The organism is Pseudomonas sp. SDI, from assembly GCF_003105155.1.
In the GTDB taxonomy this organism is placed as follows: domain Bacteria; phylum Pseudomonadota; class Gammaproteobacteria; order Pseudomonadales; family Pseudomonadaceae; genus Aquipseudomonas.
In genome coordinates this window covers 15,466-41,575 of the sequence record NZ_QETK01000005.1, presented here as the reverse complement: position 1 = coordinate 41,575, position 26,110 = coordinate 15,466, and the positions used below count along the sequence as shown (strand labels likewise).

At 63.1% G+C, this 26,110-nt stretch carries 19 protein-coding genes, 4 tRNA genes and 1 pseudogene; 10 read left to right on the top strand and 14 right to left on the bottom strand.

Translation table 11 applies throughout. From position 1 onward, the window contains the following. The first annotated feature begins 4 nt into the window (after positions 1-4). Positions 5-898: an acyltransferase gene (locus DCO48_RS04435; protein ID WP_116549404.1), complete on the top strand. Its 894-nt coding sequence runs from the start codon at positions 5-7 to the stop codon at positions 896-898. Positions 899-979: 81 nt separating this feature from the next. On the opposite strand, the gene DCO48_RS04430 is transcribed toward DCO48_RS04435, so the two are convergent. Next, positions 980-1,672: an OmpA family protein gene (locus tag DCO48_RS04430; protein ID WP_116549403.1), complete on the bottom strand. Its 693-nt coding sequence runs from the start codon at positions 1,670-1,672 to the stop codon at positions 980-982. A 59-nt stretch (positions 1,673-1,731) separates the two neighbouring features. Here DCO48_RS04430 and DCO48_RS22690 point away from each other — a divergent pair, with 59 nt between their 5' ends. Both DCO48_RS22690 and DCO48_RS04425 read left to right on the top strand, forming a co-directional pair. Beyond that, positions 1,732-2,025 (top strand): hypothetical protein, encoded by a 294-nt coding sequence (locus tag DCO48_RS22690; RefSeq protein ID WP_165840730.1) that lies wholly within the window; start codon positions 1,732-1,734, stop codon positions 2,023-2,025. After that, positions 1,991-3,760 (top strand): hypothetical protein, encoded by a 1,770-nt coding sequence (locus DCO48_RS04425; protein ID WP_133247588.1) that lies wholly within the window; start codon positions 1,991-1,993, stop codon positions 3,758-3,760. The genes DCO48_RS22690 and DCO48_RS04425 overlap by 35 nt, the downstream gene beginning before the upstream one ends. Positions 3,761-3,842: 82 nt before the next feature. Here the strand turns inward: DCO48_RS04425 and DCO48_RS04420 are convergent, their stop codons facing one another. The 4 genes from DCO48_RS04420 to DCO48_RS04405 form a co-directional block, all read right to left on the bottom strand. Further along, a complete protein-coding gene (locus DCO48_RS04420) occupies positions 3,843-4,535 on the bottom strand; it encodes a sensor histidine kinase KdpD (RefSeq protein ID WP_116549401.1) in 693 nt (230 codons plus the stop codon). Next, on the bottom strand, positions 4,532-6,139 hold the full coding sequence (locus DCO48_RS04415) for a tetratricopeptide repeat-containing response regulator (protein ID WP_116549400.1): 1,608 nt from the start codon (positions 6,137-6,139) through the stop codon (positions 4,532-4,534). The genes DCO48_RS04420 and DCO48_RS04415 overlap by 4 nt, the downstream gene beginning before the upstream one ends. 23 nt (positions 6,140-6,162) lie before the next feature. After that, positions 6,163-7,197, bottom strand: a complete 1,035-nt coding sequence (locus DCO48_RS04410) for a sensor domain-containing diguanylate cyclase (RefSeq protein ID WP_116549399.1) — start codon at positions 7,195-7,197, stop codon at positions 6,163-6,165. A gap of 75 nt (positions 7,198-7,272) precedes the next feature. Continuing rightward, positions 7,273-8,469 carry a benzoate/H(+) symporter BenE family transporter gene (locus tag DCO48_RS04405; protein WP_116549398.1) on the bottom strand — a complete coding sequence of 399 codons (1,197 nt, stop codon included), beginning with the start codon at positions 8,467-8,469 and terminating at the stop codon, positions 7,273-7,275. A 160-nt stretch (positions 8,470-8,629) separates the two neighbouring features. Here DCO48_RS04405 and DCO48_RS04400 point away from each other — a divergent pair, with 160 nt between their 5' ends. The 3 genes and pseudogenes from DCO48_RS04400 (at position 8,630) to DCO48_RS23150 (ending at position 11,881) form a co-directional block, all read left to right on the top strand. Next, the gene (locus DCO48_RS04400; RefSeq protein WP_116549397.1) at positions 8,630-10,027 is read left to right on the top strand and encodes a PLP-dependent aminotransferase family protein; all 1,398 of its coding nucleotides are present in this window, start codon (positions 8,630-8,632) and stop codon (positions 10,025-10,027) included. Positions 10,028-10,255: 228 nt separating this feature from the next. Then, positions 10,256-11,023, top strand: a pseudogene (locus DCO48_RS23155) (MCP four helix bundle domain-containing protein); the annotation flags it as partial. Continuing rightward, the gene (locus tag DCO48_RS23150) at positions 11,018-11,881 is read left to right on the top strand and encodes a methyl-accepting chemotaxis protein (RefSeq protein WP_371919481.1); all 864 of its coding nucleotides are present in this window, start codon (positions 11,018-11,020) and stop codon (positions 11,879-11,881) included. The pseudogene DCO48_RS23155 and the gene DCO48_RS23150, both read left to right, overlap by 6 nt. Before the next feature lie 254 nt (positions 11,882-12,135). Here DCO48_RS23150 and DCO48_RS04390 read toward each other — a convergent pair whose 3' ends face one another. Further along, a complete protein-coding gene (locus tag DCO48_RS04390) occupies positions 12,136-14,853 on the bottom strand; it encodes a LuxR C-terminal-related transcriptional regulator (protein WP_116549395.1) in 2,718 nt (905 codons plus the stop codon). A gap of 226 nt (positions 14,854-15,079) precedes the next feature. Between DCO48_RS04390 and DCO48_RS04385 the strand changes: the two genes are divergently transcribed. The 3 genes from DCO48_RS04385 (at position 15,080) to DCO48_RS04375 (ending at position 17,419) form a co-directional block, all read left to right on the top strand. Then, the gene (locus tag DCO48_RS04385; protein WP_116549394.1) at positions 15,080-15,709 is read left to right on the top strand and encodes a DUF1780 domain-containing protein; all 630 of its coding nucleotides are present in this window, start codon (positions 15,080-15,082) and stop codon (positions 15,707-15,709) included. A 156-nt stretch (positions 15,710-15,865) separates the two neighbouring features. Then, entirely contained in the window at positions 15,866-16,039 is a 174-nt protein-coding gene (locus tag DCO48_RS04380; RefSeq protein ID WP_116549393.1) for a DUF3094 family protein, read from the top strand. Positions 16,040-16,123: 84 nt separating this feature from the next. Next, positions 16,124-17,419, top strand: coding sequence for an NAD(P)/FAD-dependent oxidoreductase (locus DCO48_RS04375; protein WP_116549392.1), 1,296 nt, complete (start codon positions 16,124-16,126; stop codon positions 17,417-17,419). A 60-nt stretch (positions 17,420-17,479) separates the two neighbouring features. On the opposite strand, the gene DCO48_RS04370 is transcribed toward DCO48_RS04375, so the two are convergent. The 8 genes from DCO48_RS04370 to rluD all read right to left on the bottom strand — a co-directional run bounded on the left by DCO48_RS04370 (position 17,480) and on the right by rluD (position 24,888). Then, complete coding sequence (locus DCO48_RS04370) at positions 17,480-19,543, bottom strand: multicopper oxidase family protein (protein WP_116549391.1); 2,064 nt, start codon at positions 19,541-19,543, stop codon at positions 17,480-17,482. 242 nt (positions 19,544-19,785) lie between these two features. Continuing rightward, positions 19,786-19,862 (bottom strand) — tRNA-Pro (locus DCO48_RS04365). 97 nt (positions 19,863-19,959) lie between these two features. Next, a tRNA-Lys gene (locus DCO48_RS04360) sits at positions 19,960-20,035 on the bottom strand. 5 nt (positions 20,036-20,040) lie between these two features. Then, a tRNA-Pro gene (locus DCO48_RS04355) sits at positions 20,041-20,117 on the bottom strand. Between the two features lie 10 nt (positions 20,118-20,127). After that, positions 20,128-20,203 (bottom strand) — tRNA-Asn (locus DCO48_RS04350). Positions 20,204-20,499: 296 nt separating this feature from the next. Further along, positions 20,500-23,064, bottom strand: coding sequence for an ATP-dependent chaperone ClpB (clpB, locus tag DCO48_RS04345; protein WP_116549390.1), 2,565 nt, complete (start codon positions 23,062-23,064; stop codon positions 20,500-20,502). 124 nt (positions 23,065-23,188) lie between these two features. Beyond that, a complete protein-coding gene (pgeF, locus tag DCO48_RS04340; RefSeq protein WP_116549389.1) occupies positions 23,189-23,929 on the bottom strand; it encodes a peptidoglycan editing factor PgeF in 741 nt (246 codons plus the stop codon). After that, the gene (gene rluD, locus DCO48_RS04335) at positions 23,926-24,888 is read right to left on the bottom strand and encodes a 23S rRNA pseudouridine(1911/1915/1917) synthase RluD (protein WP_116549388.1); all 963 of its coding nucleotides are present in this window, start codon (positions 24,886-24,888) and stop codon (positions 23,926-23,928) included. The genes pgeF and rluD overlap by 4 nt, the downstream gene beginning before the upstream one ends. A gap of 149 nt (positions 24,889-25,037) precedes the next feature. Here rluD and DCO48_RS04330 point away from each other — a divergent pair, with 149 nt between their 5' ends. Then, on the top strand, positions 25,038-26,060 hold the full coding sequence (locus DCO48_RS04330) for an outer membrane protein assembly factor BamD (protein ID WP_116549387.1): 1,023 nt from the start codon (positions 25,038-25,040) through the stop codon (positions 26,058-26,060). Positions 26,061-26,110: the final 50 nt, after the last annotated feature.

The window sequence follows — 26,110 nt, the reverse complement described above, 5'->3', positions numbered from 1 at the left end:
TCCCATGCTCGCCTATCTGCCCGCGCCAGTGCGCGGGGTTATTGCCTCGCTGCTGCTGGGCTTGAACACGATTGTCTGCTGCACCCCGCTGTTTATCGTCAGCCTGTTCAAGCTGTGCTTGCCGTTCGCGGCGGCGCAGCGTGTCACCGACGAGCTGATGCGGCATATCCACGAAGCCTGGATCAGCAACAACAAAGGCTGGATGAACCTGCTCGGCACCACCCGCTGGCAGATCAGCGGGCTCGACGGGCTGGATTACCAGCACAGCTATCTGGTGACCAGCAACCACCAGAGCTGGGTCGACATTCTGGTCTTGCAGTACGTGCTCAATCGGCGCATCCGGCCGCTGAAGTTTTTCCTCAAGCAGGCGCTGATCTGGGTACCGGTGATCGGCCTGGCATGGTGGGCGCTGGGCTTCCCGTTCATGAAGCGCTATTCCAAGGCGTACCTGGCCAAGCACCCGGAAAAACAGGGTAAGGACCTGGAAACCACCCGGCGCACCTGCGCCAAGTTCCGTGGCAAGCCGACAGCGATTTTCAACTTTGCCGAAGGCACCCGGTTTACCCCGGGCAAGCAGCGCCAGCAGCAGTCACCGTTCCGCCACCTGCTCAAGCCGAAGGCCGGTGGCATTGCCTTTGTGCTGGATGCGATGGGCGAGCAGTTGGAGTCGATCATCAACGTCACCATCCATTATCCCCAAGGCAATCCGGGGTTCTGGGACTTGCTCTGCGGGCGGGTGACGGAGATTGTCGTGGCGTTCGAGGAACTGCAGATCCCCGAGGAATTTCTCGGGCGCAGCTACGACCAGGATGAAACCTACCGCCTGGCGTTCCAGCAGTGGATCAACCAGTTGTGGGAAGAGAAGGATGCGCGGCTGGAGCAGTTGCAGCGGCGTTGAGGCTTTCGCGGGACGAGCCCGCTCCCACAGATACGGCGTACACCGAACCAGCGTGGGAGCGGGCTCGTCCCGCGATGCTTTTTACTGGTACTGCTGACCAGGAATCGGCTTGAGGTTCACCTCGACCCGACGGTTCTGCGCCCGGCCGTTGGCGTCGGCGTTGCTGGCGATCGGCTGATCCGGGCCCATGCCCCGCACGGTGACCCGCGAGGCATCCACGCCCTGCGAGGTGAGGTAGGTGCTCACCGACTGCGCGCGACGCTGCGACAGGTCCATGTTGTGCTGGCGGCTGCCGGTGCTGTCGGTGTAGCCGACCACTTCGATGGTGTTCTGGTTGAACTGCTTGAACGAGTTCGCCAGGTTGTTCAACGGCGAGTAGAAGCTTGGGGCGATGTTGGCCGAGTCGGTGGCGAAGGTAATATTGCCCGGCATGATCAGTTTGATCTGATCGCCCTGACGCTGCACTTCGACCCCGGTATTGGCCATGCTTTCGCGCAGCGCGGCTTCCTGCTTATCGGCGTAGTAGCCGTAGCCGGCGGCAGCGGCACCCACGGCGGCGGCGCCGATCAGCGCGCCCTTGCCACGGTTGTTGTGGTCGATGGCGGCGCCGGCGATGGCCCCGGCCAATGCGCCCAGGCCGCCGTACTTGACGGTTTTGCTCATCCCGGTGGAGCCTTGCGCCTGACCCTGGCTGTCGTAAGGATTCTGACCGGCACAGCCGCTCATCAGGGCGGCGACGGTAGCGACGATAATCAAACGGCGCATGGTGAACATGGACAAGCTCCTACTGTAAGTCGAAAGTGCAGCGGATCGATTGCGGATCGATGCCAAGCTTGGAACGCAATGCCCGGGAAAAATTCCATGACATTGTTTTCATCGGGCCTGCCACGAACGATAGTCGCCTGATTGCCAGCCCACAAATCGCTGCAGCCACTTCCGAACGCTACCGCTTGCCCGAACAGAGCAGCCTCTCGCCGGCAAATGCATGCGCCCCACCTATGACTTCTGCTAGTTGTCCGCCACCGCCACTGGCGTATCTACTGCTGGATGAGCACCATCCCGGAACGCTCTCCAAGCAGGAAGCCTATGCACATGGAAATCTTGAAAAACCCTTCGTTGCCAGGTGATCGCTATGACTGCGAAGAAAAGGTATTCAGTAGCGCAGCACTGAAGTTCGATGAAAGCAACCTCCTGTTCAGGAACTACCTGACCTACAACAGCCCAGACGAGCATTACAGCAACGCTCACCGTGTCGATATGTCCCCTTTCATGAAGTACCTCCCAGGCGCCACCGCCACCACCGAATGGCCCTTTAACCTACATGACATCCCGCTATTCGGGCATCTCTATGTGCCAACACTCAAACCTGAAGCAAAGGCAAAAGAGAAAGAAGTCTATCCCCTCGCCATTTTCTGCCATGGCGATTGGGGCGTGCAGACTGATTCGGCGGCAGGCTATGCCTATCTAGGTAAGCACCTGGCAACCCACGGGGTTATCACCGCCTCCGTCACCACCATACACATCGCGAATCTCACCGAGGGGGACGATGGCAATTTGCTTCCAGACAGTGGTAAACGCCCTGTGCTGATCCTCGAATACATCAAGCAATTCAGAGCGTGGAACGAAGACCCGAGTCATCCACTGCACCAGAAAATCGACCTCAGTCGAGTCTTCCTCTGCGGTCATTCTCGCGGTGGCGAAGCGGCCGCGGATGCGGCTTACATCAATACGCTTGAGAATGTCGAAGGTCGCCCGCTGGAGCCCACCGACCCGGCCAAACCGATCTACCCGATGTTGCCTCTGCTAGGCGGTAAAAATGGCCTGGGGCCTTATGGATTTGGCCTGCGCGCGGTGCTCACCATGGCGCCCTCCGTCATTACGGACCCATTAAGAGGCGATCACAAGCCCTACGGCAACCCGGACGTCATGGACAACTACTTCCACATTGAGGGTAGCGACGACCACACCAGAGGCCATATCTTCTACGACACCGCCACGCGCAACCTGGAAGACCCGCAGGATTCGAATGGCAAGATCAAGGGAGCCTGGCGGATCTATGCCGGCAATCATAACTACTTCAACGAAGTGTGGACCAACTCCAGCGACGATCCAGTAGCAGCACAGCAACAACGAACGTTCGCGAAGCTCTACGTTTCCAGCATCGTCCAGGCGCTGCTACTGGACAGTGATGCGCACCGCGAACTCCTCAAGGACCAGCGAAACTTCGCCCCCTGGTTGCCAGCAGGCAGAATCCTGGTATCGCAATATCAGGACAGTCAACGGCTGTTTCTACAACATCTCCAGGAAAGCGAAGACACTCCCCTGCCGGTGATTTCTCAGCCCCTGAGCGGCAGCACTGACAGTAAGAACCTCACCGTACAACAGCAGCACCTGCACTTTTATGCTGACGCACACAAGGCTTCGATCCGGCGCCTGAAGTTCAAGTGGCAAGCCACCTCTGCGGCCGTCACCTATACCCTGTTGCTTGACCCTGTTCCCGAAAACGTCGCCACGGAGTCATACACCGTCCTTGCGATGGATTTCGGTCAAGCACTGGCTGAGGAAGGCGATGCAGCCAAGGACCAAGACATCACTATCGACGTGACGGATGCCGAAGGGAACCTCGCAACGTTCAAACAAGGCAGCGACCAACACCTGCTGTACCCGGACATTCTGAACAGCGTCCGGAGTGGCACCTACTACAGCGTACAAATGCAAACGATTCGGGTGCCCTTGGCCAATCTGGTTGATGGCCAGACGGGCAAGGCGTTGAACATCCGTACCTTGAAAAGTATCCAGTTCACCTTCGACAACACGGTGTCGGGCGTCCTGTACTACAGCGGTATTCAGTTGTCGCGCTAAGTCCCTTGAGCCGCCGGACGATGCCGGCGGCGGCCCGTGCTCTGCGCCGAACGCCAGAGCAGCGGGTCGATCAGAACAACGGCTATGGCAGATACAAGGTAAACATCCCACCGCCCAACGCCCCACCATTGCCGATCTCGATCCGCCCGCGCACGCCATTGCGTTCGTGCAGCGCGGCGATCCGCGACGCGAAGTACAGCCCCAACCCGGTGCTGCCCGTGTGCGGATTGATGCCCTGCACATAGTCCGCCTGCCGGTCGATCATCGCCTGTGGATAACCCGGCCCGTCGTCGTTGATGCTCAGCGCCAGTTGCTCACCGTCGTCGCTCACTGTGATCAGCAACGCGTGACCGGCATAGCGAATGGCATTGGTGAGCACATTCGACACCACCGAACTGACCAGCTCACGGTCGAAGAAGCCCAGCGGGTTGAAGGCATCGATCTGGTAGCGCGTGGTAATCCCGCGGCTGTCCAGGGCCTGTTGATGCGCGGCCAGTTGCGCTTCGACGAAATCGTCCAGCTCGTGATAGCCCGGACACATCGGCAATTGGTTGACGTTCAATTTGTACAGGCCCAACAGTTGCACCAGCATGCCATTGAGGTGGGCGAACTCATGCTCGATCACCGCCTGCTCGGCGCCCTGCCCCTGCGCTGCCGGCAACCGCGCCAGCCACTGACCGTGCGCCTGCATCAGCATGGCCAGGGAGTTCTTCATGTCATGCACGGTGGACGCGATCACCGTGGAAAATTCCAGCCCTTCGCCCTTGGCGTTCATACGCTCACCGCCCGGATCTGCAGCTTGCGATAGCGCTCGTAGCGCGGGTCGCTGTCGGGGATCCCGGCCACCTTGCCCAGGCACGTGCGGCACTCTTCCAGCAGCGCCAGCGGCGGCTTCTCGCCGCCCAGGCGCAACAGCGCCTGGGCGGTGTTCAGCGCAATGCTGATGTTCTTCGGCTGCAAGCCCAGCGCGCGGCGGAACAGGCCCAGCGCGTCGGCCAGTTGCCCCGCCTGATAGGCACGTACGCCCTGACGGTTGAGGTCGACGGCCTCGTTGCCGGCGCCGAGAATGCTCGGATCGTCGGTCAGCTTGGCGATGTTCTTCATCACCGCCGGGTCATCGCCATACACCTCGACGCAGTTCTTCAACAGGGCGCTGCCGGCCGACGCCTGGCCCAGTTGCTGCAACTGTGAGGCCACCGCCAGCGCGGTTTCGGCGGAGAAGAACTGATCCATGTTGTCGAGCCGGGCAATCGCCGCTTCGGTGAGCTTGGCCGCGGTCTCGGCATCGCCGGCCTGGGCCAGGCCGGTGGCCTTGATCAGCCGCGCCCGCACCTGCAAGCCCTGGTCGTCGGTGTACTCCTTGGCAACGTCGCCAAGCACCTGGTTGATCTCCACCCGCGTACGCGCATCCAGGCCATTGCCATGGTTCTTGCTGATCAGCGCCTGGGCCAGGCCGAGGTTGCTTTCCGGGTCCTTGAAGCGCGAGTTCTGGCCCTGGCTCACCGCCTGCCGGTACGCCTTGGAAGCACTGTCGAAGTCAGCGTTGTTCAGCGCCAGCTTGCCCAGTTGCATCTGCCGGCGCACCGCCAGCGGCGACAGGCGCACGGCCTCTTCGAGGATGCTCTGCGCGCGCTTGGTTTCGCCGGCCGAGGCCAGCACTTCGGCCAGGCCGTCATAGAGGCCGGGCATCATCGCGAAGGTCTTGATGGCCTGCTCGTAAATTTCCTTGGCCTGGCCGGCCTGGCCACGCTTGAACAGCAGCTTGCCCAGCGCCGCATAGGCCCACGGCGTCGGCCGGTTGGCCAGGATCGCCTTGAGGAAGCGCTCAAGGTCTTCATGCCGGTTCAACGCCGCCAGCGCATCGGCACGGTAGCGCAGGCACAACGGGGCGAAACGCGGGTCCTGCTTGCAGAGGTTGTCGCAGGCCAGCAGCACGTCGGCCGGGCGGCCACGGTCGAGGGCCTGCAGAATCGGCTTGAGCAGGGTCTTGCGCTGTACCAGTTTGTCCAGCCGCTGGGTCAGCCCGAGACGGTTGAACGGCTTGGTCAGGTACGCGTCAGGCTCATGTTCCAGGGCGCTGAGCACCACTGCCTGGCTGCTCTCGGCCGTGACCATGAGAAAAATCGCTTCATGGCTGATCAGCTTGTCGAGCATCAGGTCTTCGAGCACCTGCTGACCGTTCTTCTTGCCGTCGCCCATGTGGAAGTCGTGCAGGATGAAGTCATAACGCTTCTGCGCGCACATGCGCAGCGCGGTTTCGCCACTTTCGGCGACGTCGACGTCCTTGATGCCCATCTCCCGCAGCATCGAGCGGACGGAGGTGCGGAAGTCGGTGAAGTCATCGACGATCAGAAAGCTTTTTTGGCTGTACACCAGCATCCACACAACCTGCATTGGAAAATTTAAGAGGACGCAGAAACCCGGTACTGATTGTCGCCACTGCGTTTGGCTTCATACATCGCCAGGTCGGCGTGATGGATCAACGTGTCCATGCTTGCGGCGTGGTCCGGAAACACCGCCACGCCAAGGCTGCTACCCACCTGCAAGGTACCCACCGAAGACGGCATGGGCGTGGCCAGCACCGTAAGAATCCGTTTGCAGATCACCTGCAGTTCCACCGCCAGGCCATGACCAGGCGGCAGTCCTTCGAGGATCAGCACGAACTCGTCGCCACCGATCCTCGCTACGGTATCGGCCGCACGTAGCAATTGCTTAAGCCGTCCGGCGGTCGACATCAACACCTGGTCGCCGATGGCATGCCCGTGCAGGTCGTTGATCGCCTTGAAACCGTTCAGGTCGAGGAACACCAGCGCCACCCGGGCACCGCTGGCGCGGGCCTGTTCAAGGCTGTGCGAGAGGTGCCGCTCCAGGCCCAGACGGTTCGGCAGGCCGGTCAGCGCGTCGTGATGCGCCAGCTGTTGCAGTTGGCTGGCCGAGGCCTTTTCCTCGGTGATGTCGCGCACCACGCCCATCATCCGCACCGCCACGCCGTTGGCATTACGGACGATGTTGCCAGTCTCGCGCAGCCAGCGCACGCTGCCGTCGGGCCAGACCACACGGTACTCTTCGTCGTGGTTCTCGCCGGTCTGGATGCAGCGCAGCTCGCCAGCGCGCACCTGGGCGCGGTCGTCGGGGTGCACGCTGTTGCAGAAAAGTTCGTAGCTGGGGGTAATCTCACCGACCTGGTAACCGAACATGCCATAGATCGCTTCCGACCAGTACAGCTGCTCGGTGTCGATGTCCCAATCCCAGGTGCCGATCCGGGCAAAGTACTGGCTACGCTGGTAACGCTCGACATCGTCGGCGCGGCGCTCGCGGGCCAGCGTCGCCTCGGTGTCGCGCAGCCGCGCACGCAAGCGCCGCTCTCGGCGCCAGGCGCCCACGAGCAGGGTCAACAGCACAACTACGGCGCTAGCGGCAAGCCAATCGGGGATCATGGGTGAGTGGTCAATCTGCGGGGAAGGCCGTGCCACAATATCGAATTGCCACTGCCCGCGTCCATCGCCACCCGTTTAACCGGTGGTGACGCCCAGTGCTCTACGCTCACGGCTCCAGGTCAGCACGCCATGTGCGAGCAGGCCGAAGATCAGCCCCCAGAAGGCCGCGCCCAGGCCCAGGAAGCTCATGCCCGAGGCGGTGACCAGGAAGGTAATCAGGGCCGGTTCGCGCTGCTTTTCGTCCGCCATGGCGCCGGCCAGGCCGGTCATGATCGCACCAAACAGCGCCAACCCGGCGAGCGCGGCGATCAGTTCCTTGGGCAAGGCGGCGAACACCGAGGCCAGGGTGGCGCCAAAGGTACCCATGAGGATGTAGAACGCCCCGCAGGCGATCCCGGCGATGTAGCGCTTGTCCGGGTTTTCGTGGGCTTCACGGCCGGTGCAGATGGCCGCCGTGATGGCCGCCAGGTTGAAGCCGTGCGAGCCGAATGGCGCGAGCAGCACCGAGCCGATGGCGGTCACCGAGAGGATCGGCCGCGCCGGGGTCTGGTACCCGGAACTGCGCAGCACGGCCATGCCCGGCACGTACTGCCCGGTGAGCGTCACCAGCGCCAGCGGCAGGCCGATGTTGATCAGCGCGTGCCAGCTCCACTGCGGCGCGATCAGTTGCGGTTCGGCCAGGGCCAGGGTGATCTGCCCCTGATGGAGCTGGCCCAGCGAAGCGGCCACCGCGCAGCCGACGATCAGTACCGAGAGGATCGCGTAACGCGGCGACAGGCGCTTGAACACCAGGTAGCTGGCGAACATCGACAGCACCAGCCACGGCTGCAACTTGATCGAAGTGAACAGCTCGGCGCCGAAGCGGAACAGGATACCGGCCAGCATGGCTGCGGCGATGGCCTTGGGCAGGCGGCTGACCAGCTTGTCGAACGCACCGCTGAGGCCGACCACGGCAATGATCAGCGCCGACACGATGTAAGCGCCCACCGCCTCGGCCAGCGACACCTGCGGCAGCAGGCTCACCAGCAGGGCCGCACCGGGGGTCGACCAGGCAGTGATGATCGGCGCCTTCAGGCGCCAGCTGAGCAGCACCCCGGTTACCCCGCTGCCGATGGAAATCGCCCAGATCCACGACGACACCTCGGCGCTGGACATCTGCGCGGCCTGCGCCGCCTGGAACACGATGATCAGCGGGCCAGCATAGGAAATCAGCACGGCGATAAAGCCGGCGATCAACGCCGACAGCGAGAGGTCTTTTCGCAAGGTATCCATGGAGGCTCCGCGCAGGGGGTATGAATGATTGAGTCGATGCAAGTTGAATCTAATCGAAATAATTGAATCGATGCAATAACTGATTTGCCTTACGTGCGGAAGCAATTGCTTCGATGAGATGGTAGGCTCGCAACATTGTTTCTGCCTGGAAGCCCTGGCCATGTGGGTGCCACAACTCAACGACCTGAACCAGCCGATGTACCTGTCGATTGCCGACGCCCTGGCCCGCGATATCGCCAACGGCGTGCTGCGGCACGGCGACCGCCTGCCGACCCTGCGCGAGCTGGCGCAGGCGCTGGACGTCACCCCCGGCACCATTAGCCGTGCTTACAGCGAGGCGCAACGACGCGGTCTGATGCAGGGCGAGGTCGGCCGTGGCAGCTACGTGCTCGACCCGCAGGCCAAGGACCGCCTGCCGCCGCCCGCGGCTCCGGGCCCGCTGGCGCTGGGCCGGGCCGAGGTGCTGGACCTGTCGATCATCAAGCCGTCCGGCGAATCGCTGGAATACTGGCTGCGCGATGCGCTGGTGAACCTGGCGCGCAGCACCGATTTCGCCGACGCGCTGGACTACGCCCCCGACGGCGGCCACCCGGCACACCGCGAAGCGGGCGCGCAGTGGCTGCGCCGCTCGTTGCCGCACGCGCAATGGCAGCAGGTAGTGGTGACCGCCGGCGCCCAACATGGGCTGATGGTGGCCATGAGTGCATTGAGCGGCTGTGGCGACCTGGTGCTGTGCGAGGCGCTGTGCTACCCGGGCATCATCTCCCTGGCGCATGGCCTGCAGCGGCGCCTGCGCGGGGTGCCGATGGATGAGGAAGGGATCATTCCAGCGGCCCTGCGCGACATTTGCCAGCAGGAGCGCCCGGCCCTGCTGATCTGCGTGGCCACCTGCCAGAACCCGACCACGGCGAGCATGTCGCACCGGCGCCGGGCGGAGATTGCGGCAATTGCCGAAGAGTTCGACTTCCTGCTGGTGGACGACGACATCTACGGCTTCCTGGCCGCCGACCCGAGCATTGCGCCGCTGGCCGCCTATGCACCGGAGCGTTCGGTGTACCTCACCAGCCTGTCCAAGTCGGTGATGCCGGCGTTGCGCACCGGTTACCTGTACAGCCCGCCGCGCCTACTGTCGCGATTGACCTCAATGGTACGCAGCAGCGTCTGGATGCCGTCGCCGCTGACCGCGCAGCTGGCAAGCAACGTGATCACTGCGGGCCTGGACGAGCAGTTGATCCGCATGCAGCGCGATGAGGCGGCGGCGCGCCAGGCGCTGGCCGCGCAGATCTTCCGCGGGCTGGTGGTGCGCACCCAGCCGCACAGTTATCACCTCTGGCTGGAATTGCCGGAGCCGTGGAGCGCCGACGAGTTCACCCTGCTGGCGCGGGCGCAGGGGGTGCAGATTCTCAGTGGTTCGCAGTTCCAGGCGGAGCGTGGCGGTGCGCTGTCGCGCGGGGTACGAGTGGTGCTGATGTCGCCAACCAGCCGCGATGAACTGGCGTTTGCACTGACGCGGTTGGCGAGCTTGATCAGCACGCCGGATCCGCGGCGTTTCTACTGACGCCACCGCCGGCAAGGCTGGCCCACAGGTACCGCTGCAATAGGCTCAGACAGGCACCTTTGCTTTACCGTCCACCTGCAAAGTGCCATCATTGCGCCATAAGTCGCTAAAAACCAAAAAATAACAGAGGCACCTTTTCGACCGGGTCGAGGGTGCCTTTTTGTCTTGCCGAGCCTGCGGGCTCACTTGCGTGCTCCCCTGTTTACTGCCATTACAAGGAATGCACACATGCTATTGCGAAACATGAAGATCTCCCTGCGCGCCAGCCTCGGCTTCGCGCTGATAACGCTGATGGCCGTGTTGCTAGGATGCTTCTCGCTGCTGGAAATGCAGCGCATGAACCATCAATCGCGTGTGGTGGACGACAACTGGTTGCCTTCGATCCTCTCGCTCAACGATGTGGCCCTGACCGTATCGCGGGTGCGGACCATCACCCTGCGCTTGCTTACCTTGAGTAACGAGCACGACATGCAAAGCAACCTGCAGCGCCTGAGCGAGTTGAAACAGGCCCTGCAGCAAGAGCAAGCGCATTACGAAAAACTGATTACCCTGCCCGCCGAGCAGCAGGCCTACGAGCGTTTCAAGGCGGCCAAGGCGCTCTACATGGACGAGCAGGAGCGCCTGAGTTCGCTGGCCGCGCAAGGTCGACAGAACGAAGCGGTGGTGATCGCCAACGATCAGCTGTATGCGCACGCCGATGCCATGGTCAAGGAGCTGATTACCCTGGTCGACTTGAACAAAGAGGCAGCCCGCGCCGCTTCCGGGACCAGCAGCGAGGTGTTCGCCAACGCCACCACGCTGGTGCTTGGCATGATGCTGGTGACGGTGTTGCTGACTGTAGTGCTGGCGGTGGTGTTGACCCGCAGTATCGTCCGCCCGCTGCGTCAGGCGGTGGAGGTGGCGCAGGTGGTTGCCCAGGGCAACCTGTGCGCGAGCATTAGCGTTGAAGGCCGCGATGAGCCCGCGCAGTTGCTGCAGGCGCTGGCCGACATGCAGGGCAGTTTGCGTTCGACCTTGCAGCAGATCAGCGATGCCTCGAGCCAGCTAGCTTCGGCGTCCGAGGAGCTGCAAGCGGTAACCGAGGATTCGACCAAGAGCCTGCATCAGCAAAGCAACGAAGTGGAACAGGCGGCGACGGCGGTCAACGAGATGACGGCGGCAGTGGAGGAAGTGGCGCGCAATGCCGTGAGCACCTCCGAGGCGTCGAGTGCCACCGATGAAACCGCGCGGCATGGCCGGGCGCAGGTGCAGGAGACCGTGGAGTCGATTGGCTTGCTGGCCGAGGACGTGACGCGCACCTGTGGCCAGGTGGAGAACCTGGCTGGCGATGTGCGCAACATCGGTCAGGTGCTGGAGGTGATCCGTTCGATTGCCGAGCAGACCAACTTGCTCGCGCTGAACGCGGCCATCGAGGCGGCACGTGCCGGGGATGCCGGGCGCGGCTTTGCCGTGGTGGCGGATGAGGTGCGGGCGCTGGCGCATCGTACGCAGCAGTCGACCCAGGAAATCGAAGCGATGATCGGCAGCATCGAGCAGGGCACCGAAGGTGCGGTGGCGGCGATGCGCAACAGCAATGCGCGGGCGCACAGCACCTTGGAAGTGGCGCTGGCCTCGGGTCAGGCGTTGGCCGAAATTACCCAGGCGATTGCCGCGATCAACGAGCGCAACCTGGTGATTGCCAGCGCCAGCGAAGAGCAGGCCTCGGTAGCGCGGGAAGTGGATCGCAATCTGGTGAACATTCGCGACCTGTCGTTGCAGACCTCGGCGGGGGCCAACCAGAGCAATGCGGCGAGCCAGGACCTGTCGCGCCTGGCGGTGGCGCTGAATGGTTTGGTGAACCGGTTTCAGGTCTAGTCACAACCCTGTGGCTGGCCTTGCCAGCGATGGGGCCCGTACCGGCCTCATCGCCGGCAAAGCCGGCATAGGGATCGCAGGGGCGAATCACCGCACACCCTGTAGCAGCTGGCTTGCCTGCGATCGGGTGCGAAGTGCTCGTAGTATCTGAATCCGCATTCCTACTGGCACTCCCAACGGGATGGTTTTGCTGCTGCTTCGCAGCAGATTGCAGGCAAGCCAGCGCCTACAGGAATTGCCGGGCGGCGAAGAACTCAGAGCAACCCCATGCCCTTCGCCCGCGCCACCGCCTGGGTCCGCCGCTCCACCCCGAGCTTGCCGTTGATGTGGCTGGCATGGGTCTTCACCGTGTGCAGCGAGATGAACAGCTGCTCGCTGATCTCCTGGTTCGAGCAGCCCTGCGCAATCAACTTCAGCACCGCCAATTCGCGGGCACTCAGGTCGCTGGACACCGGCGGCGCGGACGGCGCTTCCTCCACCGGCAACAGCGCCAGCAAACTCAGCTGCGCCGGCCCCGCCGGTTGCTGCTGCAACTGCTCGCGCAACCACTGCGGATGCTCGTCGAGCAGATTCTGGAACGGCTGCAACGCCCCGCCCCGCGCCGCATCCAGCGCCTGCCCAAGCAGCTCGCAAGCGGCCTCGCGCTGATGCTGATCGAGCAACAAACCAATGTGCTGACACAACGCTGTCACACTCAATAACAGCCCACCGCTGGTCAACCCGCGCGCAGTCAAACCCTGCAAACGCTGCCCGGCCTGTTCCAGGCGCCCCTGCACCTGCTCCAGACGCGCCTGCTGCAATTCGATGTGCCGCGGCAGCAACGGGTGGAATTCCGGCGCAGCCGCGGCCTGCTCGCCGCCATAGGTCTGGCCCAGACGCAGCAACCACGACTCGGCCAGATCGGTACGCCCCTGGGCCAGCCAGATCTCGCATTTCACCAGGGTAATCATCGCCAGGTAGAAAATCGGCGGCACATCCCAGATGTGCATCAGCCGTTCCGCCTCGGCCAGTTCGGCGAAGGCTTCGGTAAAACGCCCCTCGCGACCGTCCAGCCGCGCCAGCGCGCAATGCCCGATCAGTACGCTGATATCACGGCAGGCGCGCGCCTCCACCAACCCCGCGCGCAGCCGGCTGCGGCCACTGTCGCATTGCAGGCGGGTCACCAGCAGGTAGCCGTCGTACAGCATCAAGCGCGCGCGCACCGCATACAGCCGCTGCCCGGACAAGCCATGCAGGCGCTGCAAGCCCTGGCGCACTTCATCCATCGAGCGCAGCACCTCGCCACGGGCATGCAGCACCCGCGCCCGGTCGTAGTGGGCCAGCGCTTCGAACAACGGGTTGCCCACCCGCTGCGCCAGCTCCAGCGCTTCGCGGTTCCAGCCCCGGGCATGCCAGAAGTCGGCATCGGCAATGGCCAGGTTGGACAACGTCGACAGGCACAGCAGCCGCTGGCCATAACGCTTCTGCGGCAGGCTCTGCAGGGCCTGCTCGCAATAGGAACGGGTGCGCGCACGATCCCCCCGGCCACGGGCGATGATGCCGCTGAGCGCCAGCCATTGCGCGAGCATGGATTTTTGCGCCGTGGCCGACGGCGCCGGCAGGAAGCGGCTCAGGTGCGCGGCCAGTTCCTCGGCCGCATCCAGCTGGCAGGCCAGGCCCAGCGCCCAGCTGTACAGCACGATCAGCCGCGGTGTGCTGATCAGCAGACTGTCGGGCAGGTCCATCTTCCAGCGCAGCAACATGCCAACGTTCTGTTCGGCCAGCAGTTGTTCTTCGGACAGGTTCTGCACCAGGTTCGCCGCCACATCGAGATGGCCGGCACGCAGGGCCTGCTCCACCGCCTCGTCGAGCAGGCCCTGGCCATGGAACCAGCGGCAGGCGCGCAGGTGCAGGCTGGCCAGCGGCAAACTGGCCTGGCGGCTGCGCAGCAGGTCGGAGAACAGATGGTGATAGCGGAACCAGTGGCCGTGCTCGTCGAGCGGCACCAGGAACACCTGATGCGCTTGCAGGTAACGGAGGATCTCGGCGCTGTCGTGGCTTTCGCGCAGGGCGTCGCACAGGTCGCTGCAGAAGCGCTCCTGACAGGCCGTGTCGTAGAGGAAGGCCTGCACATCGCCGGGCAGGCAGTCGATGACTTCCTCCAGCAGGTAATCGCGGATCAGCCCTTCGCCGCCATGCAGCGCCTGTGGCAAGGCGCTGTCGGCGCCAGCTTCGGTGGCGGCCAACTGCCAGAAACGTAGCCCGGCCACCCAGCCGTCGCTGCGCTGGATCAGGTTGTCCAGGGCCTGGCCCCGCAACACACTGGGGTGCTGGCCGAGCACGGCGAGCGATTCGTCGGGGGTCAGGCGCAGGTCCTGTTCGTTGAGTTCGAGCAGTTGCCGCGACAGGCGCAGGCGCGCCAGGTGCCAATCCGGGCGCTGACGGCTGGTGACCAGCAACAACAGGCCCGGCGGCAAGTGATTGAGGAAGAACTGCAGGCAGCGGTCGAGCACCGGCCCCTGGGCCAGGTGGTAGTCGTCGAGGATCAGCAGCAGCGGCTGTTGCGCATGCAGGTGCAGGGCGAGGTCGTCGAGCAGGCTGTCGATCCACTCCTCGAAGGCGAACGGCTGGTGACGCTGGCGCATTTTCAGCAGGCCCATGGCCTGGCTACCGAGGTTGGGGCAGTAATGCTGAAGGCCTTCGAGCAGGCGTTCGAGGAAGCGCCCAGGGTCGCTGTCGCGTCGACTCAGGCCAAACCAGAGGCTGCGCCAGTGACTGGGCAGGCTCTCGCAGAATTCCACCGCCAACGAGCTCTTGCCGAAACCGGCCGGGGCATTGACCAATAACAGACGACCGCCGAGCCCGGCATGCAGGCGCTGGCACAGACGCGTGCGCGGCACATGCCCCTCGGGCAGTGGCGGGCGAAAGAAACGTCCTTCCAGGGCGCTAATCGCCTGGCTCGCGAACCCTTGCGTACGGGACAAATCAGTCATGGCCGGCTCGTTTTAGTTGGAAGTCTTCGGCGGAGCAGATGCACCGCAGACTATCGGTTTAAACAGCACATTTGAAGATGATTGCCGCAGGAAGTGAAGAAAAGACTACAACAAAAAGCGACAGGGCTGACGCAAGTCAGGTGACACCTGTAGGTGCTGGCCTGGCGAGAGACTTTTATCCCACCGCCCTATCAGCATTCACACTTTGAACGCTAAGCTTGTTCCCATGGACGACTCAGACTACCTGCGCCTGCTCACCATTCAGGCCGAACAAGCCAATGCGTTCCTCTCCAATGCCCGCAAATGGGAGCGTGAGCGTTGGGTCTGCCAGCGCCTGCTGCAAGGCCTGAACATTCCCTACCGTAGCGAAGACTTTGCCGCCGCCGGCCAGGAACCGCCCGATGTGCTGTTTCGCGACGCCGCCTTCGAGGTGTTCTTCGTGCTCGACGAAGGCCGCCGCCTCAACGACGAATGGCGCGAAGAACTGCAACGCCGCCGCAGTGCTTTCTCCCTCAGCCAACTGGTGCGCCGCGAGGCCCGCCCGCGCCGCATCAACGCCCAGGAGCTGCTGCAACGCCTGGCGCCGACCCTGCGCAAGAAAGCCCACAATTACCAGGAACGCGGCCTGGACCTGGGCGAACTGGACATCATCGCCTTTGCCAGCCTCAAGCGCGAAGTGCTTGACCTCAACAGCCACTTCCCGCCCCCCACCGAATACCTGCGCCAGGGCTGGCGCTCGCTGTCGCTGGTGGGCCCGACGTTCGCCCGGGTGATCTTCGCCCACCCCGACGCGCCAGACTTCCTGCGCAGCAACCTGGGCCGCAGCATCGTCTTCGACGTCGGCATCAGCCTCTGATCGGCCCCCCCACCATCGCGGGATGGCAAAAAAGCGGCGCCAATGTTAAAAAGCCCGACCGATACGCTTTGAACCGTCAGGTACACACCGAGCCAGCGGCTACAGTGAACACTGTAGCTTTCCTGCAGTCTCATGCGTCTATCTGACGAGGCCACCATGACCAGCCGTCTGAACCCCGATGACCAGCAACGTGTCGATGACTACCTGCGAGCCCCCCAACACCAAGTCGAGCGCAAGCCTTTCCGGCCGTGGCTGCTCCTTGTGCTGGTGGTTGCCGTGACTATCGCGCTGGGCCTGCTCAGCCGCCTCTTGAGTTACCTGGTGCTATGAGCTGCCTTGCGCTCGCCCACATCGCCCGCCTACTGCGGCCGGCCACTCAAGACCCGAATTCCGTAAACCTTATGAGATATCCCCATGACTCACCGTATCGTGATTGTCGGCGGCGGCGCCGGCGGCCTGGAACTGGCGACCCGCCTGGGTAAAACCCTGGGCAAGCGCGGCAGCGCCAGCATCACTCTGGTCGATGCCAACCTGACCCACATCTGGAAACCGCTGCTGCACGAAGTGGCCGCCGGCTCGCTGAACTCCTCCGAAGACGAACTGAACTACGTGGCGCAAGCCAAGTGGAACCATTTCGAGTTTCAGCTCGGCCGCATGAGCGGCCTGGAGCGCGCCACCAAGCAGATCCAGCTGGCCGCCACCCTCGACGAGGATGGCCGCGAGCTGCTGCCAGCGCGCACCCTGGGCTACGACACGCTGGTGATCGCGGTCGGCAGCAACACCAACGACTTCGGCACCCTCGGCGCGGCGCAGCACTGCCTGTTCCTCGACACCCGCAAGCAGGCCGAGCGCTTCCACCAGCAACTGCTCAACCACTACCTGCGCGCCCATGCCGGCGACGTCGCCAGCTCGAAAATCAGCGTGGCCATCGTCGGTGCCGGCGCCACCGGGGTGGAACTGGCGGCCGAGCTGCATCACGCGGCGCACGAACTGGCCGCCTATGGCCTGGACCGGATCCGCCCGGAAGACATGCACATCACCCTGATCGAAGCCGGCCCACGGGTGCTTCCAGCCTTGCCGGAGCGGATCAGCGTGCCGGTGCACAAGACCCTGGAAAAACTCGGCGTCACCGTGATGACCAACGCCGCCGTCAGCGAAGTGACCGCCGACAGCCTGAAGACCAGCAATGGCAATGTGATCGAGGCCAGCCTGAAAGTCTGGGCGGCGGGTATTCGCGCGCCAGGCTTCCTCAAGGACATCGACGGTCTGGAAACCAATCGCATCAACCAGTTGGTGGTGCGCCCGACCCTGCAAACCACCCTCGACGACGACATCTTCGCCTTCGGCGATTGCGCCGCCTGCCCGCAACCGGGCAGCGAGCGCAACGTGCCGCCGCGCGCGCAAGCTGCGCACCAGCAAGCCTCGCTGCTGGCCAAAAGCCTGAAGGCGCGCCTGGAAGGCAAGGCCCTGCCCACCTACGCCTACCGCGACTACGGCTCTCTGGTGTCGCTGTCGCGCTTCTCGGCGGTCGGCAACCTGATGGGCAACCTGACCGGCAGCGTGATGCTCGAAGGCTGGCTGGCGCGGATGTTCTACGTGTCGCTGTACCGCATGCACCAGATGGCGCTGTATGGCACTTTCCGCACCCTTATGCTGATGCTCGGCAGCCGCATCGGCCGTGGCACCGAGCCGCGCCTGAAGCTGCACTGACAGGCAGCCCCCGCCCCGTGCGCAATGCCGGGGCGGGGGCTACTCCCACACGGCGGGCAGTCAGTGCTTCATCGGGCTGCCGTGAGCCGCTGAAGCACTGCCGCCAGGGCCCTCAGGCAGCGAGATCTTCACGTTCTGCATCATGCCCTGGTCCTCGTGATCGAGAATGTGGCAATGCAGCACGTACTCGCCGATGTAGCGCTGGTAGCGGGTTTTCACATACACGGTGTACACGCCTTTCTTGTTGGTCATCGGGTCGATGCCTTTACCGGCCGGCCCCTTGACGAACAGGGTGTCTTTCCAGACGCCGCTGAGGCCGGCGAACTGCGTGTCACCGTCATCATCCACGGCGTTGGGCAGGCTCAGGTCCTGGTTCTTGTCGTTGAGGATCTTCTCGATCTGGAACGGGTTGACGTGGATGTGGAACGGATGGCTGGCATACGCCGAGCTGAGTACCCAGCGCTGTGAGTCGCCCAGGGTCAACTGCCGCGGAATGTCGCCCGGCACGTAGGGCACGGCGTTCTGCGGCGTGGTGCCGACGGCGAACTTGGTGTCCTTGGTGCGGGTGTCGATAAGGAACACCAGTTGCTGCTCCTCGGCGATCAGCTCGTCGTTGCCAATGTCCTTGTGCGGAATGAAGTTGCTCAGCTTGAGGCCACTGTTCAGGTCGTTGACCACACTGCTCTTCACCGCCTCGGCGTACCCGGCACGGTTGGCGGCCGCCACCAGGACGTTCTGCAGGCTATCGCTAGAGGTCTTGCCAGGGTTGTCCTTGACCTCGACGAAGCCGAGCAACTGACGGTCGCTTTTTACCTGACTGACGTTACCCGCCGCCGTTTCGCCGCCATCGACCACGCAGTACTGCCCCTTCTCCGGGAAGGCCACCAGCAGGTCGAAGCGATAGCCCGGCTGCAGGGTGACCTGCGGCAGGTTCTGCGCAGCGCCCAGGGTCAGGCCGTCGGCGGCGATGACGTTGACGTTGACCCGCGTGCCCTTGCAGTTGCTGGCAATGAACGCATCGGCTTTGCCCGCAGCCACGCCGTTGGCGAGCGCAGCGCTGGTACTGGCGCTTTCGTCCATCTTGAGGAACTGCAGAGTGACGGTTTCCCGCACCCCGGCATGCACCAGGCGCCAGCGTTCGTATTGACCGACCGTGGCGGCGAACACCGGCTGGACCTCGCCGTTGACGCTGGTGAAGCGTCCGGAATCGGCCCAGTCGCCCGGACCGAACTGATCGTAGGACTCGACCACGCCGATCTCGTCGCCGCTGCAATTCCACTTGATGTCGCCCTTGGGCAACTTGCCGTTCTTGTCGCCACACGCATAGGGAATCTGTTGCAGCACCAGCAGGCGCTCGGCGAACGGCTGCTCCGGCGTCGGCTTGAGCAGGGTGTCGATGTCGCCGGTACTGTGCGTGGTGGGTGGGCGCTGGCCCCGGATGATCAGCGCACCGGCCATCCCGCTGCCGACCTGCAAGGCCGTGGAGCCGTGCCGGTGCGGGTGGTACCAGAAGGTCCCGGCCGGGTGATCGGCAGGAATGTTGTATTCGTACTGGAACTTAACTTTCGGGTTGATCGACAGCAGCACGTTGTCGCTGTTACCCGCAGGGCTGACCCACAGGCCGTGGGAGTGCAGGTTGGTGCCGTTGAAGCAGTGTGGCTTGTCCGGGCTGTGGTTGTCGCCGCTGCAGCTCGGGTCGGCATCAAGCTGGTTGTCGAGGTTGATCCGCACGGTGTCGCCGGGGGTTACGTCGATGGTCGGGGCCACGTAGGGGCGCTTTTCGTCGACACCGGTGCCGGTGTAGCTACGCAGGCGCACGGGTACATCCTTGCCGGTGGCCGGGTCGTAAATGGTGCTGTCGGTGTATTTGATCACCAGGTCGAGCAAACGCTCGTGACCGGCGTGCACATTGGGTTGTGGCGTGCTATCGGGTGCGGCCTGCATCAGCAGGGTGCCGCCCTTGGCCGTCTCGCGGGTCGGTTCGGCCTGGCCCAGGGCCGGCGGGTTGACGAAGGCCCGCGCTGCGCCGTCGGCCTGCGCGCCAGCGGCGGCGCAGAGCAAGGCCAGGGCGCTGAGCCCGGTCGACCAATGATGCGGCCGCTTACCGTTGTGGATAACGTTCATGCACTGCTCCTGCTTCATATCCTTGAAGTCGAATTGCACGAACGAGACCGCCCCCCATGACCGTCTCGTTCGAAATGGACGCAGGGAGGCCGCCCGCGCATGGCGGGCTGCGAAAAAGTAGCCAAGTGCTATCCCTGCCGCGCTAACGCTAGTGCGTTATGGCCGAAAAGCAATATAAAGGAGGGAAAAGCGAACAGCGGAAACGAAAAAGGGCGCCCCGAGAGGCGCCCTGATTCTGAATATGGTCGGGGTAAGGGGATTCGAACTCCTGACATCCTGCTCCCAAAGCAGGCGCGCTACCGGACTGCGCTATACCCCGGTGTAAAAAAGGCACCGTTAGGCGCCTTTTTTAGTGACCAGCTGCTAATGGCAAACTGATCGTTTAAGATCCAAGCCCAGCGAACCAGACTCGAAAATGGTGGGTCGTGTAGGATTCGAACCTACGACCAATTGGTTAAAAGCCAACTGCTCTACCAACTGAGCTAACGACCCAAAAATGGTCGGGGTAAGGGGATTCGAACTCCTGACATCCTGCTCCCAAAGCAGGCGCGCTACCGGACTGCGCTATACCCCGGTTTGAAATTTGGCTCCGTGACCAGGACTCGAACCTGGGACCCAATGATTAACAGTCATTTGCTCTACCGACTGAGCTATCACGGAACTATCAATTTCAGATGCTGCAATTTCAAAAACTGTATCGCTACCGCCTTGAACTCTTCGACCTTGTGCATCGCTGCGTTCATGTCTCTGAGGCGCGCTATTCTACAACCTTCAAAACCCTTGTCAACCCCCAAATTTGCATTCAACTGATTGATTTGCAACTTTTTTTCAGATTCCCAAAACTGCCGGTGATCTGCGAGGTGACATACAGCGGGGCGCACTTTACAAGCACTCGAAGAAAAATGCAAAGAAAAAAGGCCTCGAAATTCGAGGCCTTAACGTTACACCCTGAAAAATCAGGAGAAGACGATTTCTTCGCCGTCCACCTTCGCGGTGATCTGGCTGCCTGGCAGGAACTGACCGGACAGAATCAGTTGCGCCAGCGGGTTCTCGATCCAGCGTTGAATCGCCCGTTTCAGCGGCCGTGCGCCATACACCGGGTCGTAACCGACGGCGACCAGCTTGTCCAACGCCTCCGGGCCCAGTTCCAGGCTCAGGTCGCGTTCGGCCAGGCGGCTACGCAGCCGGCCCAACTGGATCTCGGTGATACCGGCAATCTGCTCGCGGCCCAGCGGTTCGAACACCACCACTTCGTCGATCCGGTTGACGAACTCCGGCCGGAAGTGCGCACCCACCGCATCCATCACCGCCGCCCGTTGTGCTTCGCGATCGCCGACCAGTTCCTGGATCTGCGCCGAGCCCAGGTTAGAGGTCATCACGATCACCGTATTACGGAAGTCCACGGTACGCCCATGGCTGTCGGTCAGCCGGCCGTCTTCGAGCACCTGCAACAATACGTTGAACACATCCGGATGGGCTTTCTCCACCTCGTCGAGCAGCACCACCGCGTACGGTTTGCGCCGCACCGCTTCGGTCAGGTAACCGCCCTCTTCATAACCAACGTAGCCCGGTGGCGCACCGATCAGACGCGCCACGGAATGTTTCTCCATGAACTCGGACATGTCGATCCGCACCATCGCCTCTTCGGTGTCGAAGAGGAACTCGGCCAGCGCCTTGCACAGCTCGGTCTTACCCACCCCGGTCGGGCCGAGGAAGAGGAACGAGCCGCTCGGCCGGTTGGGGTCGGACAAGCCCGCGCGGGAACGACGCACGGCGTTGGCCACGGCTGTTACGGCTTCTTCCTGGCCGATTACCCGCTCATGCAGCAGGCTTTCCATCTTCAGCAGCTTGTCACGCTCGCCTTCGAGCATTTTTGCCACCGGGATGCCGGTCCATTTCGATACCACTTCGGCGATTTCTTCTTCCGTCACCTTGTTGCGCAGCAACTGGTTCTCGGCCTTGCCATGCTGGTCGACCATCTGCAGGCTGCGCTCCAGGTCCGGGATCACCCCGTACTGCAGTTCGGCCATGCGGCTCAGGTCGCCACGCCGGCGAGCGCTTTCCAGTTCCTGACGCGACTGCTCGATTTTCTGCTGGATCTGCGCCGAGCCCTGCACTTCGGCTTTTTCCGAAGTCCAGACCTCTTCCAGATCGGCGTACTCACGCTCCAGCCGGGCAATTTCCTCGGTGAGTTTCTCAAGGCGCTTGAGTGCAGCCTCGTCTTCCTCTTTCTTCAGCGCCTGGGACTCAACCTTGAGTTGAATCAGGCGGCGCTCCAGACGGTCGAGCACTTCGGGCTTGGAGTCGATTTCCATACGAATGCGGCTGGCCGCTTCGTCGATCAGGTCGATGGCCTTGTCCGGCAACTGCCGATCGGTGATGTAGCGATGGCTGAGCTTGGCGGCGGCAATGATTGCACCGTCGGTGATCGCCACCTTGTGGTGCACTTCATAGCGCTCTTTCAGGCCACGCAGGATCGCGATGGTATCTTCCTCGCTCGGCTCTTCCACCAGCACCTTCTGGAAACGCCGCTCCAGCGCGGCGTCCTTCTCGATGTACTGGCGATACTCGTTCAGCGTGGTGGCGCCGACACAGTGCAGTTCGCCGCGCGCCAGCGCCGGCTTGAGCATGTTGCCGGCATCCATCGAGCCTTCGCCCTTACCGGCGCCGACCATGGTGTGCAGCTCGTCGATGAACAGGATGATCTGCCCTTCCTGCTTGGACAGCTCATTGAGCAGGCCTTTGAGCCGCTCTTCGAACTCACCCCGGAACTTGGCACCGGCAATCAGCGCGCCCATGTCCAACGAGAGCAGACGCTTGCCTTTGAGGCCATCCGGCACTTCGCCGTTGATGATGCGCTGGGCCAGGCCCTCGGCGATGGCGGTTTTACCGACACCAGGCTCACCGATCAGTACCGGGTTGTTCTTGGTACGGCGTTGCAGCACCTGTATGGTGCGGCGGATCTCGTCGTCACGCCCGATCACCGGGTCGAGCTTGCCTTCTTCGGCACGCTTGGTCAGGTCGACGGTGTATTTGTCCAGGGCCTGGCGCGACTCCTCGGCGTTCGGGTCGTTCACCGCTTCGCCGCCACGCAGGTTGCTGATGGCGTTTTCCAGGGCCTTCTTGGTAACGCCCTGAGCGAGCAACACCTTGCCAAGCTTGCTGTTCTCGTCCATGGCAGCGAGCAGCACCAGTTCGCTGGAGATGAACTGGTCGCCCTTCTGCTGGGCCAGACGGTCAGCCTGGTTGAGCAGACGTGCCAGGTCCTGCGACATGTTCACGTCGCCGGTCGGGTTCTGGATTTTTGGCAGTTGGTCGAGCTCTTTGCTCAGCGCCTTGCGCAGGCTATTGACGTCGAAACCGACCTGCATCAGCAGCGGACGGATCGAACCACCCTGCTGATCGATCAGGGCCTGCAACAGGTGCGCGGGCTCGATGGCGGGATGATCCATGCCAACGGCCAGGGATTGGGAGTCGGATAACGCCAGCTGTAACTTGCTGGTCAAACGGTCTATTCGCATAAGTTACCTTCCTTTATGGGCAGGCCGGAGCGATGGACACACCTGATGAAGAGAAGCCTGCCAGAGATACCCACATAGATGAGGGTGATTCTGGAGGTTTCAAGCGTAGCGGGCTTGATCCAGGTCAGCGAGACTCAAGCCAGACCAACGAGGCGAAACGCCCGGTGTTCGGGTTACGTCGGTAGGAATAGAAGCGCGGGTCGCTGACCGTGCACTGGCCGCCACCATACACCGCGGTCACGCCGCGTGCGGCCAGACGGATGCGCGCCAGGCGATAGATGTCGGCCAGGTACTTGCCGGGTTGGGCAGCAGCGACAAAGGCCGTGGCAGTTTCCGGATGAACGGTCATGAACGCTTCACGGACTTCCGCGCCCACTTCGAAAGCCTGCGGGCCGATGGCCGGGCCAAGCCAGACCAGAACGTCCTGCGCGGCGACATCGAGGCGGTCGAGGGTGGCTTCCAGCACCCCGCCGGCCAACCCGCGCCAACCGGCATGGGCTGCGGCGACCCGCGTACCGGCGCGGTCGCAGAACAGCGCAGGCAGGCAATCGGCGGTCATCACCGTGCAGGCGATGCCTGGGCGGGACGTCCAGCTGGCGTCGGCCTCGGCAATCAGCGCCGGGTCGGCGTCGGCGACCTCCCGCCCATGCACCTGCTTGAGCCAGGCAGGCTGGATGGCAAACTCGGCGGTCAATCGGCGACGGTTCTCGGCCACGGCGGCCGGGTCGTCGCCGACGTGATCGCCGAGGTTCAACGATTCGAACGGCGCCAGGCTGACGCCGCCATTACGCGTGGTGACGCACGCCCGCACCGCGGCTGGCGCAGGCCAGTCGGGGATCAGCAGGTCGGGCGTCAGAGTGCTCATCCGACGAACGCCTCGCGGTCTTGCTTGAGCAGCGACAGCAGCCAGACGAAGTCGTCCGGCAGCGCCGATTCCCAGCCCATGCGCTCGCCGGTGGTCGGGTGATCCAACTCCAGGAAGCGCGCGTGCAGGGCTTGGCGCGGGAAGGTCTTGAGGGCGTCGACCATGGTTGGGTTGGCTGCCGGCGGGATGCGGAAACGCCCGCCGTAGACCGGATCGCCGACCAACGGGAAGTTGACATGAGCCATGTGCACGCGGATCTGGTGGGTACGACCGGTTTCCAGCTTGACCCGCACGTGGGTGTGCGAGCGGAATCGCTCAAGCACCCGATAGTGGCTGACCGCGGGCTTGCCGCCTTCGGTAACCGCCATGCGCTGACGCTGGCCGCCGTGACGACCGATCGGCGCGTTGATCTTGCCGCCGGCGGTGACTACACCGATCACGATGCACTCATAGATACGGCTGACGCTGCGGCTTTGCAGCTGGGCAACCAGCTGGGTCTGCGCCTGAATGGTCTTGGCCACCACCATCAGACCGGTGGTGTCCTTGTCCAGACGGTGCACGATACCAGCGCGCGGCACGTTGATGATGTCCGGCACGTGATGCAGCAGGGCATTGAGCAGGGTGCCGTCGGCGTGCCCGGCAGCCGGGTGCACCACCAGGCCCGCAGGCTTGTTGATGACAAGGATCTGGTCGTCTTCGTAGACGATATCCAGTTCGATGTCCTGGGCCACCCACTCGCCTTGGGCTTCCTGCTCGGCGTCGAGCGCCAGCAGCGAGCCACCATGCACGATATCGCGAGGACGCAACACAGCGCCATCAACGGTCAGACGGCCCTCTTTGATCCAGGCGGACAGGCGCGAGCGCGAATGCTCGGCAAACAGTTGGGCGGCGACTTGATCGAGGCGTTGCCCGCCCAATTCGGACGGAACCTCTGCGCTAAGTTGAATATTCTCGGACATGCTCGAATCAGGCGGAGGCACAGCCTTTGGTTTCGGCTGCACGCTTGTGGTTAAATACGGCGTCTTTTGCCCCGAGGGTTCCACGGGGCGTTCATCATAACAGGACGGCCTCGCCCAAGACAGCGGCCGTCATAGGGACGCAAGCCGCCATGCAAGTGAAACACCTGCTGCTGATCGCCATCCTCGGACTCACCGCTGCTTGTTCTTCGAAGGAAGTCGTTGACGAAAACCTGAGCGAGGCAGAGCTGTACCAGCAGGCGCAGGCCGACCTGGACAACCACAGCTACACCAGTGCCACCGCCAAGCTCAAGGCGCTGGAGTCGCGCTATCCGTTCGGCCGCTACGCCGACCAGGCGCAGCTGGAGCTGATCTACGCGAACTACAAGAACGCCGAACCGGAAGCGGCCAAGTCGGCTGCCGAGCGTTTCATTCGTCTGCACCCGCAGCATCCGAACGTCGACTACGCCTACTATCTGAAGGGTCTGACCTCGTTCGACCAGGACCGCGGCCTGCTGGCGCGCTTCCTGCCACTGGACATGACCAAGCGTGACCCGGGCGCCGCGCGTGATTCGTACAACGAGTTCGCTCAGCTCACCAGCCGCTTCCCGAACAGCCGCTACTCGCCGGACGCCAAGCAGCGCATGATCTACCTGCGCAATCTGCTGGCCGCCTACGAAATCCACGTGGCCGACTACTACCTGACCCGTCAGGCCTACGTCGCTGCCGCCAACCGTGGTCGCTACGTGGTGGAAAACTTCCAGGAAACCCCATCGGTCGGCGACGGCCTGGCGGTAATGACCGAGTCCTACCAGCGTCTGCACCTGGACGAACTGGCAGCCACCAGCCTGGAAACCCTGAAGCTGAACTACCCGAACCACCCAAGCCTGGTGGACGGTCAGTTCGTGCCGCAGCAGGCTGAAACCGACAACCGTTCGTGGCTATCCAAGGCCACCCTGGGCCTGATCGAAACCGACACGCCCCTGCCGCCGGGCGAAACCCGCGCCAACCAGGACGTGATCAAGCAGTACCAGGACGCCAAAGACGCGATCCCGGAAGAGCTGCTGCCTAAAGACGCCAATGGCGACGTGATCGAAGAAGAACAACACCCAGCGGCCGGTAACAACGACGACCGCTCCTGGTTCAGCTACATGACCTTCGGCGTGTTCGACTGATCGCGATCATCCGCTGAATAAAAAGGGAGGCCCAGGCCTCCCTTTTTTAT